At 60.0% G+C, this 15,830-nt stretch carries 14 protein-coding genes and 2 tRNA genes; 13 read left to right on the forward strand and 3 right to left on the reverse strand.

Translation table 11 applies throughout. From position 1 onward, the window contains the following. Nucleotide 1: 1 nt before the first annotated feature. The 13 genes from glmM to LW136_RS04725 all read left to right on the forward strand — a co-directional run bounded on the left by glmM (nt 2) and on the right by LW136_RS04725 (nt 12,158). Nucleotides 2-1,339 carry a phosphoglucosamine mutase gene (gene glmM, locus LW136_RS04665; RefSeq protein ID WP_230358391.1) on the forward strand — a complete coding sequence of 446 codons (1,338 nt, stop codon included), beginning with the start codon at nt 2-4 and terminating at the stop codon, nt 1,337-1,339. A 65-nt stretch (nt 1,340-1,404) separates the two neighbouring features. Further along, nucleotides 1,405-2,160 (forward strand): triose-phosphate isomerase, encoded by a 756-nt coding sequence (tpiA, locus tag LW136_RS04670; protein WP_230358392.1) that lies wholly within the window; start codon nt 1,405-1,407, stop codon nt 2,158-2,160. A gap of 4 nt (nt 2,161-2,164) precedes the next feature. Continuing rightward, nucleotides 2,165-2,548 carry a preprotein translocase subunit SecG gene (secG, locus tag LW136_RS04675; RefSeq protein WP_230358393.1) on the forward strand — a complete coding sequence of 128 codons (384 nt, stop codon included), beginning with the start codon at nt 2,165-2,167 and terminating at the stop codon, nt 2,546-2,548. Nucleotides 2,549-2,555: 7 nt separating this feature from the next. Continuing rightward, a tRNA-Leu gene (locus LW136_RS04680) sits at nt 2,556-2,641 on the forward strand. A 96-nt stretch (nt 2,642-2,737) separates the two neighbouring features. Then, nucleotides 2,738-2,814: transfer RNA gene (locus LW136_RS04685), tRNA-Met, on the forward strand. A 127-nt stretch (nt 2,815-2,941) separates the two neighbouring features. Further along, nucleotides 2,942-3,400, forward strand: a complete 459-nt coding sequence (gene rimP, locus LW136_RS04690) for a ribosome maturation factor RimP (protein WP_015275886.1) — start codon at nt 2,942-2,944, stop codon at nt 3,398-3,400. A gap of 47 nt (nt 3,401-3,447) precedes the next feature. Further along, a complete protein-coding gene (gene nusA / locus LW136_RS04695; RefSeq protein ID WP_046620279.1) occupies nt 3,448-4,929 on the forward strand; it encodes a transcription termination factor NusA in 1,482 nt (493 codons plus the stop codon). Nucleotides 4,930-4,957: 28 nt separating this feature from the next. Further along, nucleotides 4,958-7,459, forward strand: a complete 2,502-nt coding sequence (gene infB / locus LW136_RS04700; RefSeq protein ID WP_044315672.1) for a translation initiation factor IF-2 — start codon at nt 4,958-4,960, stop codon at nt 7,457-7,459. 102 nt (nt 7,460-7,561) lie between these two features. Then, nucleotides 7,562-7,951 carry a 30S ribosome-binding factor RbfA gene (rbfA, locus tag LW136_RS04705; protein ID WP_003280893.1) on the forward strand — a complete coding sequence of 130 codons (390 nt, stop codon included), beginning with the start codon at nt 7,562-7,564 and terminating at the stop codon, nt 7,949-7,951. Between the two features lie 2 nt (nt 7,952-7,953). After that, nucleotides 7,954-8,871, forward strand: coding sequence for a tRNA pseudouridine(55) synthase TruB (gene truB / locus LW136_RS04710; protein WP_234174715.1), 918 nt, complete (start codon nt 7,954-7,956; stop codon nt 8,869-8,871). Nucleotides 8,872-8,985: 114 nt separating this feature from the next. Next, entirely contained in the window at nt 8,986-9,255 is a 270-nt protein-coding gene (rpsO, locus tag LW136_RS04715; RefSeq protein WP_003293213.1) for a 30S ribosomal protein S15, read from the forward strand. A gap of 164 nt (nt 9,256-9,419) precedes the next feature. Further along, nucleotides 9,420-11,525 carry a polyribonucleotide nucleotidyltransferase gene (pnp, locus tag LW136_RS04720; RefSeq protein WP_230358394.1) on the forward strand — a complete coding sequence of 702 codons (2,106 nt, stop codon included), beginning with the start codon at nt 9,420-9,422 and terminating at the stop codon, nt 11,523-11,525. A gap of 264 nt (nt 11,526-11,789) precedes the next feature. Continuing rightward, nucleotides 11,790-12,158: a BON domain-containing protein gene (locus LW136_RS04725; RefSeq protein WP_041016127.1), complete on the forward strand. Its 369-nt coding sequence runs from the start codon at nt 11,790-11,792 to the stop codon at nt 12,156-12,158. A 73-nt stretch (nt 12,159-12,231) separates the two neighbouring features. On the opposite strand, the gene LW136_RS04730 is transcribed toward LW136_RS04725, so the two are convergent. The 3 genes from LW136_RS04730 to LW136_RS04740 are packed head-to-tail and all read right to left on the reverse strand — an operon-like array spanning nt 12,232 to nt 15,746. After that, nucleotides 12,232-12,543, reverse strand: a complete 312-nt coding sequence (locus LW136_RS04730; protein WP_042924350.1) for a DUF2845 domain-containing protein — start codon at nt 12,541-12,543, stop codon at nt 12,232-12,234. Between the two features lie 18 nt (nt 12,544-12,561). Beyond that, nucleotides 12,562-12,858: a DUF2845 domain-containing protein gene (locus LW136_RS04735; protein WP_014819244.1), complete on the reverse strand. Its 297-nt coding sequence runs from the start codon at nt 12,856-12,858 to the stop codon at nt 12,562-12,564. Then, the gene (locus LW136_RS04740; RefSeq protein ID WP_234174716.1) at nt 12,858-15,746 is read right to left on the reverse strand and encodes a DUF748 domain-containing protein; all 2,889 of its coding nucleotides are present in this window, start codon (nt 15,744-15,746) and stop codon (nt 12,858-12,860) included. Before LW136_RS04740 ends, LW136_RS04735 begins: the two co-directional genes overlap by 1 nt. Between the last annotated feature and the right edge of the window lie 84 nt (nt 15,747-15,830).

The raw sequence follows: 15,830 nt of genomic DNA on the forward strand, positions 1-15,830 counted from the left end.
CATGACTAGAAAATACTTCGGTACCGATGGCATCCGTGGGCATGTCGGACAGGCTCCGATCACCCCAGACTTCATGCTCAAGCTGGGTTGGGCAGCTGGCATGGCCTTTCGCAAGCAGGGAAAGTGCCGGATTCTGATCGGAAAGGACACGCGTATTTCGGGCTACATGTTCGAGTCAGCATTGCAGGCGGGCTTGTCGGCGGCTGGCGCGGACGTACTGTTGCTTGGGCCTATGCCGACGCCCGCAGTCGCCTATCTGACGCGTACCTTCCATGCTGAGGCGGGTATTGTGATCAGCGCCTCGCACAATCCGCATCACGATAACGGAATCAAGTTCTTTTCCGGTCGCGGCACCAAGCTTCCTGATGAGGTGGAGCTGATGATCGAGGAGCTGATCGATGCGCCGATGACCGTGGTCGACTCGGCACAGCTTGGCAAGGCATCCCGCATCAATGACGCGGCTGGCCGTTATATCGAGTTCTGCAAGAGCAGCGTGCCAACCAGCACTGATTTCTCCGGGTTGAAGCTGGTGATCGACTGCGCGCATGGCGCGACCTACAAGGTTGCACCCAGCGTGTTCCGTGAGCTGGGCGCAGAGGTGGTGGTTATAGGTGCGCAGCCGGACGGTCTGAACATCAATGCCGATGTCGGCTCCACTCATGTCGGGCAGCTGCAGAAGGCGGTTGTCGATCATGGTGCGGATCTGGGCATAGCCTTCGATGGCGACGGTGACAGGGTGATGATGGTCGACCACACCGGTGCGGTCGTGGATGGCGACGAACTGCTTTACATCATCGCGACTGATTTGCAGGAGCGAGATCGGTTGGCTGGCGGCGTTGTTGGCACGCTGATGAGTAACCTGGGGCTTGAGCTTGCCTTTAAAGCCCGGGAGATACCGTTCACCCGCGCCAAGGTGGGAGATCGCTACGTGATCGCGGAGATGCTTGAGCGTGGCTGGGCATTGGGTGGTGAAAACTCCGGGCATATAGTCTGTGCGCAGCACACCACCACGGGCGATGCGATCATCGCGGCGTTGCAGGTTGTGCTGGCGCTTCGTCGGCGCGGCCAGACGCTCGCGCAGGAGCGACTGGCTTGGCACAAGTGCCCTCAGGTGCTGATCAACGTGCGCTTTTCTGGCGAGCGCGATCCAATTTCGCATCCTAGCGTGCAAGCTGCCTGCGACAGTGTTACCGAGCGCATGGGTGGTCGTGGCCGCGTACTTTTGCGCAAGTCCGGGACCGAGCCGCTGGTACGTGTCATGGTTGAAGGCGATGACGAAAGTCAGGTGCGTGGCATGGCTGAGGAGCTGGCGAAGATCGTTACCGAAGTTTGTGCGTAATCGCGCTTGCCAGGGCGTTTGCTGTTGAGTAACATCTGCGCCCACTTTGACCGATGAGGTAAAGCATGCGTCGCCCCATGGTAGCTGGTAACTGGAAAATGAACGGTACCCGCGCTAGCGTCGCAGAGCTTGTCGAGTCTCTCCGGATGCAGGTTTTGCCTGCGGATGTCGAGATTGCGGTGTTTCCCTCCGCTGTGCATGTCTCTCAGGTTCTGGATGGTGTTGATGGTGAGCATGTTGCCGTCGGTACCCAGGATTGTGCGGGGCAGAATGGCTTCGGGGCGCTGACCGGTGAGGTTTCGGCTGAGCAGTTCGCTGATTTCGGTTGTAAGTGGGTTCTGGTTGGTCACTCCGAGCGTCGCCTGTTGTTGGGTGAGACGGACGAAGTGGTCAGTCGCAAGTTTTCTGCTGCGCAGGTGGGTGGTCTTAAGCCTGTGTTGTGCCTGGGTGAGACGCTTGAAGAGCGACGGGCAGGCAAGACGCTCGAAGTGGTTGGGCGTCAGTTGGCGCGAGTGCTGGATGATCGTGGTGTCGCCGCATTTGAGTCGGCGGTTATTGCTTACGAGCCTGTTTGGGCGATTGGTAGTGGCTTGACCGCAACGCCTGAGCAGGCGCAGGAAGTACATGCTGCCATTCGAGAGCAGTTGTCGCGTCATGATGGCCGCATCGCTGAAGGCGTAAGGCTTCTGTACGGTGGCAGCGTCAAGGCGGAGAATGCCGCTGAGCTGTTCGCGATGGCGGATATTGACGGGGGGCTGGTTGGTGGGGCCTCTCTGAAAGCGGATGAATTTGGTGCGATCTGTCGCGCCGCGGGGAACTGAACAGATGTTGCAGACTGTCGTGATTGTGGTGCATCTGCTGGTTGCTCTAGGTGTTGTTGCGCTGGTGCTGCTGCAGCAGGGCAAGGGTGCAGATGCTGGTGCTTCGTTCGGCTCGGGTGCTTCGGCAACTGTTTTCGGAAGCCAAGGTTCTGCTACCTTTTTGAGTCGGCTTACTGCTATACTCGCCGGCGTTTTTTTCGTGACCAGCCTGGGTTTGGCGTTCTTCGCGAAACAGCAGGCTGATCAGTTGTCCCAGGCGGGGCTGCCGGATCCAGCTGTGCTGGAAGTGCCGGCCAGCAAGCCAGCAGTCGAAGACGTCCCTGTGCTCGAGCAGCGCAAGTCGGCGGATTCTGCTGGTGATCTCCCTGAGGTGGAGGAAGGGCAATAAGGTTTTTGCCGAGGTGGTGGAATTGGTAGACACGCTACCTTGAGGTGGTAGTGGCCATAGGCTGTAGGGGTTCGAGTCCCCTCCTCGGTACCAAACAAGCAGGCCCGCCTAGTGCGGGCTTTCTTGTGTTTTAAGGGTTTTAAGTTGACCTGTATTAGGCGCGAGTCGTATAATTCGTGCCCAGTTTGACGCGGGGTGGAGCAGTCTGGTAGCTCGTCGGGCTCATAACCCGAAGGTCGTTGGTTCAAATCCAGCCCCCGCAACCAGTCAATAAAGAGCCCCTGTACAGGGGCTTTTTATTAGCTTGAGGCCAGGTCGCCGGCATTTACAGGCGGTCAAAGGGATGGGCGTTTCGCCCATTTTTCATTTGTACAGCATGCGCGAGGGACTTCGATGTCGAGCAAGCTAGAACAGTTGCAGGCCTTGTTGGCCCCGGTGGTTGAGGCGCTTGGCTATCAGTGCTGGGGTATTGAGTTCATTTCCCAGGGGCGGCATTCACTGCTGCGAGTCTATATCGACCATGCCGACGGCATCCTCATCGACGACTGCGAGAAGGTCAGCCGTCAATTGAGTGGTGTGCTCGACGTGGAAGATCCGATCAGCGTGGACTACACCCTTGAGGTTTCTTCTCCCGGTATGGATCGGCCCCTGTTCACCATTGAGCAGTACACCGCCCATGTCGGTGACCAGGTAAAAATAAAGCTGCGCTCGCCCTTCGAGGGCAGGCGCAATTTCCAGGGTCTTCTCCGTGGGGTGGAAGAGCAGGATGTCGTGGTGCTGGTAGATGATCATGAATACCTGCTGCCGATCGACATGATCGATAAGGCCAACATCATTCCCCGTTTTGACTGAGAACGGTTCCCGCGGACCCCAATGGATTGCGAAAGGCGAGGCGTACGATGAGCAAAGAAGTACTGCTGGTTGTGGAGTCGGTGTCCAATGAAAAGGGCGTACCGGCTAGTGTGATTTTCGAAGCGCTGGAGCTGGCCTTGGCCACGGCTACCAAGAAGCGTTACGAAGACGAAGTTGATCTGCGTGTAGAAATCAATCGCCAGAACGGCAGTTACGAAACGTTCCGTCGCTGGACCGTGGTCGACGATGAGCATTTCGATGATCCAGCCCATCAGCTGGCGCTCGATCAGGCTCAGGAGCGCAATCCAGACGCCAAGCTCGGTGATGTGTTCGAAGAGAAGATCGAGTCTATCGAATTCGGGCGTATCGCCGCGCAGACCGCCAAACAGGTGATCGTGCAGAAGGTCCGCGAGGCCGAGCGTGCGCAGGTGGTAGAAGCCTACCGCGATCGTCTGGGCGAGATCATTTCCGGTACTGTCAAAAAAGTTACCCGCGACAGCGTAATCGTCGATCTGGGCAACAACGCCGAAGCATTGCTTGCCCGAGAAGACATCATTGCGCGTGAAACTTTCCGCGTCGGTGCCCGTGTTCGCGCACTGCTCAAGGAAATTCGCACTGAGAACCGCGGCCCGCAGTTGATTCTGTCGCGTACTGCGCCGCAGATGCTGATCGAGCTGTTCCGCATCGAAGTGCCAGAAATCGCCGAAGGCCTCATTGAGGTCATGGGGGCGTCGCGTGATCCTGGTTCGCGGGCCAAGATCGCCGTTCGCTCCAAGGACAAGCGCATCGATCCGCAGGGCGCCTGCATCGGCATGCGCGGTTCGCGGGTTCAGGCCGTCTCTGGCGAAATCGGCGGCGAGCGCGTCGATATCGTCCTGTGGGATGAGAACCCGGCTCAGTTTGTCATCAATGCGATGGCTCCGGCTGAAGTGGCGGCGATCATCGTCGACGAAGACGCTCACGCCATGGATATCGCGGTTGCCGAAGACAATCTGGCGCAGGCGATCGGCCGTGGCGGTCAGAATGTGCGTCTGGCCAGTCAGCTTAGTGGTTGGACGCTCAACGTCATGACTGAAGCGGACATCCAGGCCAAGCAGCAGGAAGAAACCGGTGACATCCTGCGCAACTTCATTGATGAGTTGGACGTTGATGAGGAACTTGCACAGGTGCTGGTGGAAGAGGGCTTCACCTCCCTCGAAGAGATTGCCTATGTCCCCATGGAGGAAATGCTTGGCATCGAAGGCTTCGACGAAGACATCGTCAATGAGCTGCGTACGCGGGCCAAAGATCGCCTGCTGACCAAGGCCATCGCCAACGAGGAGAAGCTTGCGGATGCTCAGCCGGCTGAAGATCTGCTGGCACTCGATGGCATGGATAAAGAACTGGCGGTCGAGTTGGCCGTGCGGGGCGTCATCACCCGCGAAGACCTGGCCGAGCAGTCTATAGACGACCTGCTCGACATAGACGGCATCGATGAAGAGCGTGCCGGCAAGCTGATCATGGCCGCCCGAGCCCATTGGTTCGAGTAAGTAATTAGCGGCCTGAGGAGAGAAATGCATGACGCAAGTCACGGTGAAAGAACTGGCCCAGGTGGTCGCCACACCGGTCGAGCGACTGCTTCAGCAGATGCGTGAGGCAGGACTGTCGCACACCAGCGCCGAGCAAGTAGTGACCGATAACGAGAAACAGGCCCTGTTGGCCCATTTGAAAAGCAGCCACGGGGCGAAAGTGGACGAGCCGCGCAAGATCACCTTGCAGCGTAAGACCACTACCAAACTCAAGGTTGGCGGTAGCAAGACCATCAGCGTTGAAGTGCGCAAGAAGAAGACCTTCGTCAAGCGCAGCGCCGAGGAAATCGAAGCCGAACAGCGTCGCGAAGCCGAGGAGCAACGCGCGGCTGAAGAGGCTGCTCGCCTGAAGGCCGAGCAGGACGCGCGCGAGCGTGCCGAAGAAGAAGCACGCCGTCAGGCTGAGTCGGTCAAGCCTCAGGGCGAGGCCTCTACGCCAGCAGCTGTTGAGCCGGCGGTGAGCGCCGAACCTGCACCGGTTGCGGTCGAGCCTGTAGCTCCTGCGCCTGAGCGTAAGAAGGAAGAGCCTCGTCGTGTCGAGAAGCCACGCAGTGATGACGACGAGCGTCGTGATCGCAAGCATGCGCAGCATCGTCCTTCGCTCAAGACCAAGGCTCCGCTGGCGCGTACCGTACGTACCGGTGAAGACGAGGCTGATGGTTTCCGTCGCGGCGGTCGCGGCAAGTCCAAGCTCAAGAAGCGTAATCAGCATGGGTTCCAGAGCCCAACAGGACCTGTAGTGCGCGAAGTGTCGATCGGCGAAACCATCACCGTGGCCGAACTGGCCCAGCAGATGTCGGTGAAAGCGGCCGAAGTCATCAAGTTCATGTTCAAGATGGGCTCGCCCGTCACTATCAACCAGGTGCTGGATCAGGAAACTGCTCAGCTGGTTGCCGAAGAGCTGGGCCACAAGGTCAAGCTGGTCAGCGACAACGCTCTGGAAGAGCAGTTGGCCGAGCTGCTGAAGTTCGAAGGTGAGTCGGTCTCGCGTGCGCCGGTCGTGACCGTGATGGGTCACGTTGACCATGGCAAGACCTCGCTGCTCGACTACATTCGTCGCGCCAAGGTGGCTGTCGGCGAGGCTGGTGGTATCACCCAGCATATCGGTGCCTATCACGTCGAAACCGAGCGTGGCATGGTTACCTTCCTCGACACCCCTGGTCACGCTGCGTTTACCGCCATGCGTGCTCGTGGTGCCAAGGCCACCGACATCGTGATCCTGGTGGTCGCGGCGGATGACGGCGTGATGCCTCAGACGCAGGAAGCCGTCCAGCACGCCAAGGCTGCCGGCGTACCGATCGTGGTCGCGGTGAACAAGATCGACAAGCCGGATGCGAATCCGGACAACATCAAGAACGGCCTGGGCGCGCTCGACGTGATTCCGGAAGAGTGGGGCGGCGACACGCCGTTCATTCCGGTCTCCGCGAAGATGGGTACCGGCGTCGACGAACTGCTCGAAGCCGTTCTGCTGCAGGCCGAGCTCCTCGAGCTCAAGGCAACGCCGTCTGCGCCTGGTCGCGGTGTGGTGGTCGAGTCGCGCCTTGACAAGGGTCGCGGTCCGGTAGCCACCGTGCTGGTTCAGGACGGTACCCTGCGTCAGGGTGACATGGTCCTGTGTGGCGTCAACTTCGGTCGCGTTCGTGCGATGCTCGACGAGAACGGCAAGCCTGTGAAGGAAGCCGGCCCGTCGATTCCGGTCGAGATCCTCGGCCTGGATGGTACGCCGGAAGCCGGTGACGACCTGACCGTTGTGGCTGACGAGAAGAAGGCCCGTGAAGTTGCGTTGTTCCGCCAGGGCAAGTTCCGCGAAGTGAAACTGGCTCGTGCCCATGCCGGCAAGCTGGAGAACATCTTCGAGACCATGGGTCAGGACGAGAAGAAGACGCTCAACATCGTGCTCAAGGCAGACGTGCGCGGCTCGCTCGAAGCGCTGCAGGGCTCTCTCAACGGCCTGGGCAACGACGAAGTGCAGGTTCGTGTGGTGGGTGGCGGTGTCGGTGGTATCACCGAATCCGATGCCAACCTGGCACTGGCCTCCAACGCCGTGCTGTTCGGCTTCAACGTTCGGGCTGATGCGGGGGCGCGCAAGATCGTCGAGGCCGAAGGTCTGGACATGCGCTACTACAACGTCATCTACGACATCATTGAGGACGTCAAGAAGGCGCTCACCGGTATGCTCGGCAGCGACGTTCGCGAGAACATCCTCGGCATCGCCGAAGTTCGTGACGTGTTCCGCTCGCCGAAGTTCGGCGCCATCGCCGGTTGCATGGTCACCGAGGGCTTGGTGCATCGCAATCGCCCGATCCGCGTCCTGCGCGACGATGTCGTCATCTTCGAAGGCGAGCTGGAATCGCTGCGCCGCTTCAAGGATGACGTCGCGGAAGTCCGTGCCGGCATGGAGTGTGGTATCGGCGTGAAGAGCTACAACGACGTCAAGGTCGGCGACAAGATCGAAGTGTTCGAGAAGGTCGAAGTGGCGCGTTCGCTGTAAGCAAGCGTCAATCTGATAGCTGGAAGCAAGGAGTCGGTGGCCGCCTGAATGCGGTCACTGCTTCGAGCTTCCAGCTTTCGGCTTTTAAACGGGTGGAAATTTATGGCCAAAGAATTCAGTCGTACCCAGCGTATCGGCGATCAGATGCAGCGCGAACTGGCGCTGCTCATTCAGCGTGAGATCAAGGATCCGCGTTTGGGTCTGGTCACCATCACTGCGGTCGACGTCAGTCGTGATCTTTCCCACGCGAAGATCTTCATTACCATCATGGGGCAAGATGACGACCAGGAGGCGGTCAAGGGCAACCTGCGCATCCTTAACGACGCTGCCGGATTCCTGCGCATGCAGCTGGGCAAGAGCATGAAGCTGCGCACTGTTCCGCAACTGCATTTCAACTACGACGCCAGCATTCGTCGTGGTGTCGAGTTGAGCTCGCTGATCGAGCGCGCAGTGGCGGAAGATCGCAAGCACAGCGACGAGCGCGGAGAATAAGCGTGGCACAGGTCAAGCGTGTACGCCGTAACGTCAATGGCATCATCCTGCTCGACAAGCCGCGCGGGTTCACCTCCAATGCTGCGTTGCAGAAGGTCCGCTGGTTGCTCAACGCGGAAAAAGCTGGGCATACCGGAAGTCTCGACCCTCTTGCCACTGGTGTGTTGCCGCTGTGTTTTGGCGAGGCCACCAAGTTCTCGCAGTACCTTCTGGACGCGGACAAGGCCTACGAGACGGTCATGCAGCTGGGGGTCACCACGACCACTGCTGATGCCGAAGGTGAGGTTCTGGAGCGCAAGCCGGTAGCGGTTACCGTCGAGAAGTTGGAGGCGCTGTTGCCGCAGTTTCGCGGTGACATCCTGCAGGTGCCGCCGATGTATTCGGCACTCAAGCGCGATGGCCAGCCGCTGTACAAACTGGCGCGTGCCGGAGAGGTGGTGGAGCGCGAGCCGCGTTCTGTTAATATTGCGCGCTTGGAGTTGCTCTCGCTCGACGGCGACAAGGCGCGACTGGTCGTTGCGTGCAGCAAAGGCACCTATATCCGCACCTTGGTCGAAGACATCGGCCAGTTGCTCGGCTGTGGTGCGCATGTTGCCGAGCTGCGGCGAACCCAGGCCGGGCCGTTCGACCTGTCGCAGACGGTAACGCTCGAAGCGCTTGAGCAGTTGCATGGTGAGGGTGGTGCCGAGGCGCTGGATAGTCTCTTGCAACCGGTGGACAGCGGACTTGAGCATTGGCCGTTGTTGCAGTTGTCCGAGCACAGTGCCTATTACTGGCTGCATGGACAACCGGTGCGGGCGCCAGAAGCTCCCAAGTACGGCATGGTTCGCGTACAGGATAACAATGGTCGCTTCATCGGCATCGGTGAAGTGAGCGAAGACGGGCGCATCGCGCCACGTCGGTTGATTCGGTCGGAATGACCGTTACGCGGCGCGTTCGCGCGTTGCGTCAGAGGGTGGCTGTCAGCAGGCACGGTCATTTCTCTTTATTAAACACGGGATGATTCCCGGCCTGTTCACTCAAGGAGCCCTATCATGGCACTGAGCGTTGAAGAAAAAGCCCAGATCGTTAACGAGTACAAGCAAGCTGAAGGCGATACCGGTTCTCCGGAAGTGCAGGTAGCCCTGCTGACCGCCAACATCAACAAGCTGCAGGACCACTTCAAGGCCAACGGCAAAGACCACCACTCGCGTCGTGGTCTGATCCGTATGGTTAACCAGCGCCGCAAGCTGCTGGATTACCTGAAGGGTAAGGACACCACTCGTTACAGCACCCTGATCGGTCGTCTGGGTCTGCGTCGCTAAGACGCGCCCGCGCTGGAAGCCGGAAGCTGGAAGCCTGAAGTTGAAAGTGGGATATCCCTCGATCAGCTTCGGTCTTCCAGCTTTTGGCTTTCTTGCAGGTCGTTTCGGGCCGACTCCCGAACGTTCTGCCAATTTCCCCAAGGCAACAAAGAGAAGGAAAAACCGTGAATCCGGTAATCAAGAAGTTTCAATTCGGTCAGTCGACCGTAACCCTGGAAACGGGTCGTATCGCCCGCCAGGCCTCCGGCGCAGTGCTGGTCACCGTCGATGACGACGTGACCGTACTGGTCGCTGTCACTGGCGCCAAGACCGCCGACCCGAGCAAAGGCTTTTTCCCGCTCTCGGTCCACTACCAGGAAAAGACCTACGCAGCCGGCAAGATCCCCGGCGGCTTCTTCAAGCGTGAAGCGCGTCCTTCCGAAAAGGAAACCCTGACCTCGCGTCTAATCGATCGTCCGATCCGTCCGCTGTTCCCGGAAGGCTTCCAGAACGAAGTGCAGGTCATCTGTACCGTCGTTTCCACCAGCAAGAAGACTGACCCGGACATCGCCGCGATGATCGGTACTTCGGCTGCTCTGGCTGTTTCCGGCATTCCGTTCGACGGCCCGATCGGTGCCGCACGCGTGGCTTTCCATCCGGAAACCGGCTACCTGCTGAACCCGAACTACGAGCAGCTCAAGGCCTCCAGCCTGGACATGGTCGTAGCCGGCACCAAAGACGCCGTACTGATGGTCGAATCGGAAGCCAAAGAGCTGACCGAAGATCAGATGCTGGGCGCCGTCCTGTTCGCCCACGACGAGTTCCAGGCTGTGATCAAGGCGGTCGAAGAGCTCGCCGCTGAAGCCGGCAAGCCGCGCTGGGACTGGACCGCTCCGCGGGCCAATACCGCACTGCTGGATGCCATCCGTGCCGAGTTCGGCGAAGCCGTCTCCCAGGCCTACACCATCACCATCAAGCAGGACCGCTACGCGCGCCTGGGTGAGCTGAAGGACCAGGTCGTTGCCAAGTTCTCCGGTGAAGAAGGCCAGCCGTCTGCCGGCGAAGTGAAGGATGCCTTCGGTGAGATCGAATATCGCACCGTTCGCGAGAACATCGTCAATGGCAAGCCGCGCATCGACGGTCGCGACACCCGTACCGTTCGCGGGCTGAACATCGAAGTCGGCGTGCTCGACAAGACCCACGGTTCGGCACTGTTCACCCGTGGCGAGACCCAGGCCCTGGTCGTTGCGACCCTCGGCACTGCCCGTGACGCGCAGCTGCTCGACACCCTCGAAGGCGAGAAGAAAGACCCCTTCATGCTGCACTACAACTTCCCGCCGTACTCGGTGGGCGAGTGTGGTCGCATGGGTGCTACTGGCCGTCGCGAAATCGGCCACGGTCGTCTGGCCCGTCGTGGCGTCGCCGCCATGCTGCCGAGCGCCGACGAATTCCCCTACACCATCCGTGTAGTGTCGGAAATCACCGAATCCAATGGTTCGTCCTCCATGGCTTCCGTCTGCGGTGCTTCCCTGGCCCTTATGGACGCTGGTGTGCCAATGAAGGCTCCGGTGGCCGGTATCGCCATGGGTCTGGTCAAGGAAGGCGAGAAGTTTGCCGTTCTGACCGACATCCTCGGTGACGAAGATCACCTGGGCGACATGGACTTCAAGGTAGCCGGTACCGCCAAGGGCGTGACCGCGCTGCAGATGGACATCAAAATCCAGGGAATCACCGAAGAGATCATGGAGCAGGCGCTGGAGCAGGCTCTGGAAGCTCGCCTGAACATCCTCGGCCAGATGAACCAGGTCATCGCCCAGTCACGCAGCGAGCTGTCGGCCAACGCGCCGACCATGATCGCCATGAAGATCGACCAGGACAAGATCCGCGACGTGATCGGCAAGGGCGGCGCTACCATTCGCGCTATCTGCGAAGAGACCAAGGCCTCGATCGACATCGAAGACGATGGCTCGATCAAGATCTTCGGCGAAACCAAGGAAGCGGCAGAGGCGGCCAAGCAGCGCGTACTGGGCATCACCGCTGAAGCCGAAATCGGCAAGATCTACGTCGGCAAGATCGAGCGCATCGTCGACTTCGGCGCGTTCGTAAACATCCTCCCGGGCAAGGATGGCCTGGTGCACATCTCGCAGATCAGCGATCAGCGTATCGAGAAAGTCACCGATGTGCTTAAAGAAGGTCAGGAAGTGAAGGTGCTGGTGCTGGACGTGGACAACCGCGGCCGTATCAAGCTCTCCATCAAGGACGTTGCCGCCGCTGAAGCCTCTGGCGTTTGACAGCTGGCAGTTGAACAGAAGGGCCTTCGGGCCCTTTTTGTTTGGTCGTGATATTTATTCAATGCCTGTACGAGATTGCAAGATGCACGCAGCGGCCGGGGGAAACTTGCAATGTGCAAGTAAATCGTTAATTGCTGCCATGCATAACTTATTGATTATTAAGGATAAAAAAATAAATTCAAGTTGGCACAACGCTTGCGCTGTTATTCGTGCATCTGAGGCCGGAGTCATGCCCCAGAAACCACGAGAACAGGAGTGACATCTATGAAGACTACTCAGACACTTACTGCCGCTGCCATCGCCGCTGCTCTTAGCCTGCCGTTCGCCGGCGCCGCTCTGGCCGATACCACGCCTGCCATCGACAAGACCGATACCGTCATGCTGGCCGCCAACACTATGGACGATGCCGGTGATGCTGCTTCCGATACCTGGATCACCACCAAGGTGAAATCCACCCTGCTGGCCGAAGACGCGACTCCCGGCATGGACATAGAAGTGGAAACCAAGGATGGCGTTGTTTCGCTGTCCGGGACCGTAGCTACCGAAGCCGAGAAAGAAGCTGCCGTGGCCAAGGCCAAGGGCATCAAAGGCGTTCGTGAAGTCTCTGCCGACGGCCTGAAAGCCGCCGAGTAACAGAGTTCTCCTCGCCAGTCGCTGGCGGGGCGCAAATCAGAAAACCCCACTCTATAGTGGGGTTTTTTGTGTCCTAGTTTCCTCGCTCACTGGTGATCTGCCGGAGACGATTGCCTTCGAATCGCAGGAAATGGAGCATGCCGTTGTTCGGCCCGTAGACCCATTCCTCGACCGGCACCTCCTGTTGGTAGCCATGATCATCAACGATCTCCTTGTAACCTACCAAGGCGGCGCTGGATGGCTCGCCGCATTTGCTGCGAACCTCGGCCGTGGTGGCTTCCAGGCTCACCAGGCGGCTGTTGCAGCGATAGGTAGAAGAGGCCTGCGCTTGCAGGGTGACCAGCAACAGGCAAAGCAGAAGTGTGGCGGGAACGCGACGGTCCATCGGTATGGCTCCAGGGGATCAGTTGGCTCTGCGGGTTTCAATGCGAACCAGGCGGTTGCCTTCGAAGGTCAGGATGCTGAGCATGCCATTACGCGGACCGTAAACCCATTCCTCCAGCGCGAACTCCTGGCGGTCGTTACGGCTGAGCGTGTAGCCGACAAGATCGCGGTGCTGCGGCACGCCGCACTTGCTTTCCACTTCGAAGGCGCGGTCACCCGTGGTGACGAGCTGGCTCCCGCAACGAAGGGTATCGGCGTGAGCCCCGGAAAACGCGGCCAGCAGTACACAAGCAACAACGTATTTACGCGAGATCATCATTCACTCCCCAGGTGCATCGCCGTCGCGACCTTACCGTCGCTTCCCTGTTCGGTTGTGCCGGTGTCCAGCAGGTACACCCGCTCCGAGTCCAGGCCCACGTCTACCAGATAGCCCTTTATCGCGGCCGCACGTTCGCGGCTGAGGCGGCGCAGCAACGCTGCACTGTCCCTCCAGGAATCGAGCACGGCCTTGCGCATCTGTGCGGCGCGCTCTTCGTCGTCCAGTTCACGCCACTCGGCTAGCGGCTGCTGCTTGAGGCGACTGCGGTAGATGCCTTCCAGCAACGCGGCCTCGTCTTCCGCTTCGACCTGGATCTGACTGGCGTCCGCGGGCACCTTGTCGCCACGACGCTGCAGGATTCGATACTGGGTTTCGCGGAACTCCTGCTGTAGGCGTTGCTCGGCCAGCAGCGCGCCATCGACGGCAGCGGCGCTCATGCCTTCCACCTCCAGGCGTAGAGCCGGACGTTGCTTCAGGGCTGAGGCCAGCGTGTCCAGACGTTTGCGCGCTTCGCTATCCAGCTCGCTGCTGGCCGGTTCGAAGCCGACATGGCTGAGGTCGGCGTCGCTTCCGCCGGCCAGTCCGGCTATGAACTTGAATGGCGCCTGGGCTGCGCGAACCACCAGATTGCGCAGCGTCTGCCAGACGATCGGCATGACGCTGAACTGCGGGTCGTTCAGGTTGCCCTGCACCGGCAATTCGATGGAGATGGTGCCCTTGCTGTCCTTGAGCAGGGCGACCGCCAGCCGAACAGGCAGATCCACGGCATCAGGACTGTCGACCTTCTCGCCAAGCTGCAGCTGCTCCAGAACGACCTTGTTTTCTGCGTTTAGACGACCCTGCTCAATCCGGTAATGCAGATCCAGATTGAGGCGGCCCTTGCGGATCTGGTAGCCGGCGAATTTGCCGGAGTAGGGCGTCAGCGTGGTCAACTCGACCTGGCGGAAGCTCGTGGCGATGTCGAGGCTCTGCAGTGGATCGAAAGGCGTCAGGCTGCCCTTGATGCTGACCGGCGCATACTGATCCACCTTGCCGGCGACATTTACCGAGGCGGCTTTCTGCTTGCGGTTGTCCAGGGTGCCGATATTTCCGTTGAGCGACTGGATGGCGGTGACGAAGGGCGGTCGCAGGCTGAAGTCGGCAAAGTTCGCCGAGCCGTCGGCAATGGCAATGCCGCCGATACGGATAGCCAGCGGCTCGGAGGAGTCTTGTGCCTGTGCGTTGTCATCCCCAGCCTCACTGCGCTCGACCAGCAGGTCGTTGATGTTGGTGCTCAGGTCCGGGTTGATGATGAAGCGCGCATAAGGCTGGCTGAGGTCGACGCGCTCGATTGCCAGGCCGCTCGGGTGCTGGTAGTCGAGGCCGCTGAGTTGCAGGCGCTGCCATTTGACGAAATCGCGATTGTTGATCGTGTCCAGCGTATGCAGCTGAGTGGCGTCTACGCTGCCCCGAACGCTGAAGGCCAGCGGCTCGGTGGACTTCAGCTCGACCTCGAGTTCGCTGGCCAGCAGGCCGCTGCGGACTTCCAGATGGACCAGTGGGCTGAGATAGGCCTGAGCGATGCGCAGGTCGATATCTCGCGTGGTCACCGCCAGCTTGCCGCTCACGGGGCTCATCTGTAGTTGCCCGTTGGCCTGGATGGCGCCTTGCTTGCCGACTCCGGTTTCCAGTTCAAGGGAGAAGGGGCTGGTGCCGAGGCTGTCGAATTCGCTGATGTTCAGATCTAGCGGGCCCAGCTCCAGCGCGACTTCGTCGTCCGGGACGCGGTCGACGAGATGGACCCGGTAGTCGCGCAACTGAGCGTCGCGTAACAACACCTGCCAGGGTGCGTTGGCTCCCTTTGCTGTGTCGTCCGTGGCCGGCGCGTCGGCATCTGTCTTGTCGCTGGTCGAGGCGAACAGTTTCTGCCAGTCGAGTTCTCCGTCCGCTTCCCGGGCCGCCCAGGTTTCCAGATTGCGGCTGCGCAGTTTGCCAATGCTGATCTGCTGCCTGGCTAGGTCAAGCGACGTTTCGCTCAGCTCGAGTCGCTCCATGCGGATCAGCTTGTGCCCATCAGGGCTGTCGAGGGCCAATGGGCCGAGTGCGGCCTTGGCATTCTCCAGTCGCAGCGCGAGGTCATCGCTGAGGTCCAGGCGATAGTTCGTGCTGAACTGGAGACTGCCATCCTTGAGTGTCAGCGGCACGGCGTCGCGTACATAGGGCCACAGGTCCTTGAGCTGGAGATCGCTGATCTGTAACTGACCGCTGGATGTCAGTGGTTGCAGGCTGATATCGCCCTGCCAGTCGATGCGCCCACCGCTCGGCCCGCTGGCGGTTAGACGGGCATCGGCGCTGCCGTCGCTGCGGGTGGCGAGATTGTGTAGTTCGAAATCCAGTGAATCGTAGACCAGGGCAATGGGTTCGCTCGGACGCTGGTCCATGAAGGTTAGGCGGCCGCCTGCCAGCTGCAGACGATCCATGCGCAGCGGAAAGATGTCACCGCCCTCGCTGGTCGTCGGCTCTGATTCAGGCACCTCGAACAGCTGGCTGAGATTGAGCGTGCCATCTTCGGCGAAGCGCACCTCGACGTCCGGCTCGATAAGCTCGACATTGGCCAGGTGCAGCGTGCGTTCCCAGAGGCTGTCCCACTGCAGGTCGAGAAAGAGCCGCTCGAAGGCCAGCTGACGATCGTCCTGCTCGCCGATGCGCAGGCCGAACAGCGAGAGCTCGAGGCTGAACGGGTTGAATTCGATACGTTGCAGGCTGGCCGGCACGGTTGCGTAGGCCGCAAGCTGCTGATTGGCGATGCGCTGGGCGATACCCGGCAGGATCAGAAAGCCAAGCAGGCTGTAGCAGATCAGCACGAGCGCCACCCCGGTGAACGCACGCTTCATTCCATTGGGCATGACCGGAAGTATTCCTGGCGGATGGTTGCCTTGGAGTATGGCACGCGTACGCGGTTCCCCGAATCGAACGATACGGGCAATGCG

Origin of the sequence: Stutzerimonas kunmingensis (assembly GCF_021432085.1) — a bacterium.
GTDB lineage: Bacteria > Pseudomonadota > Gammaproteobacteria > Pseudomonadales > Pseudomonadaceae > Stutzerimonas.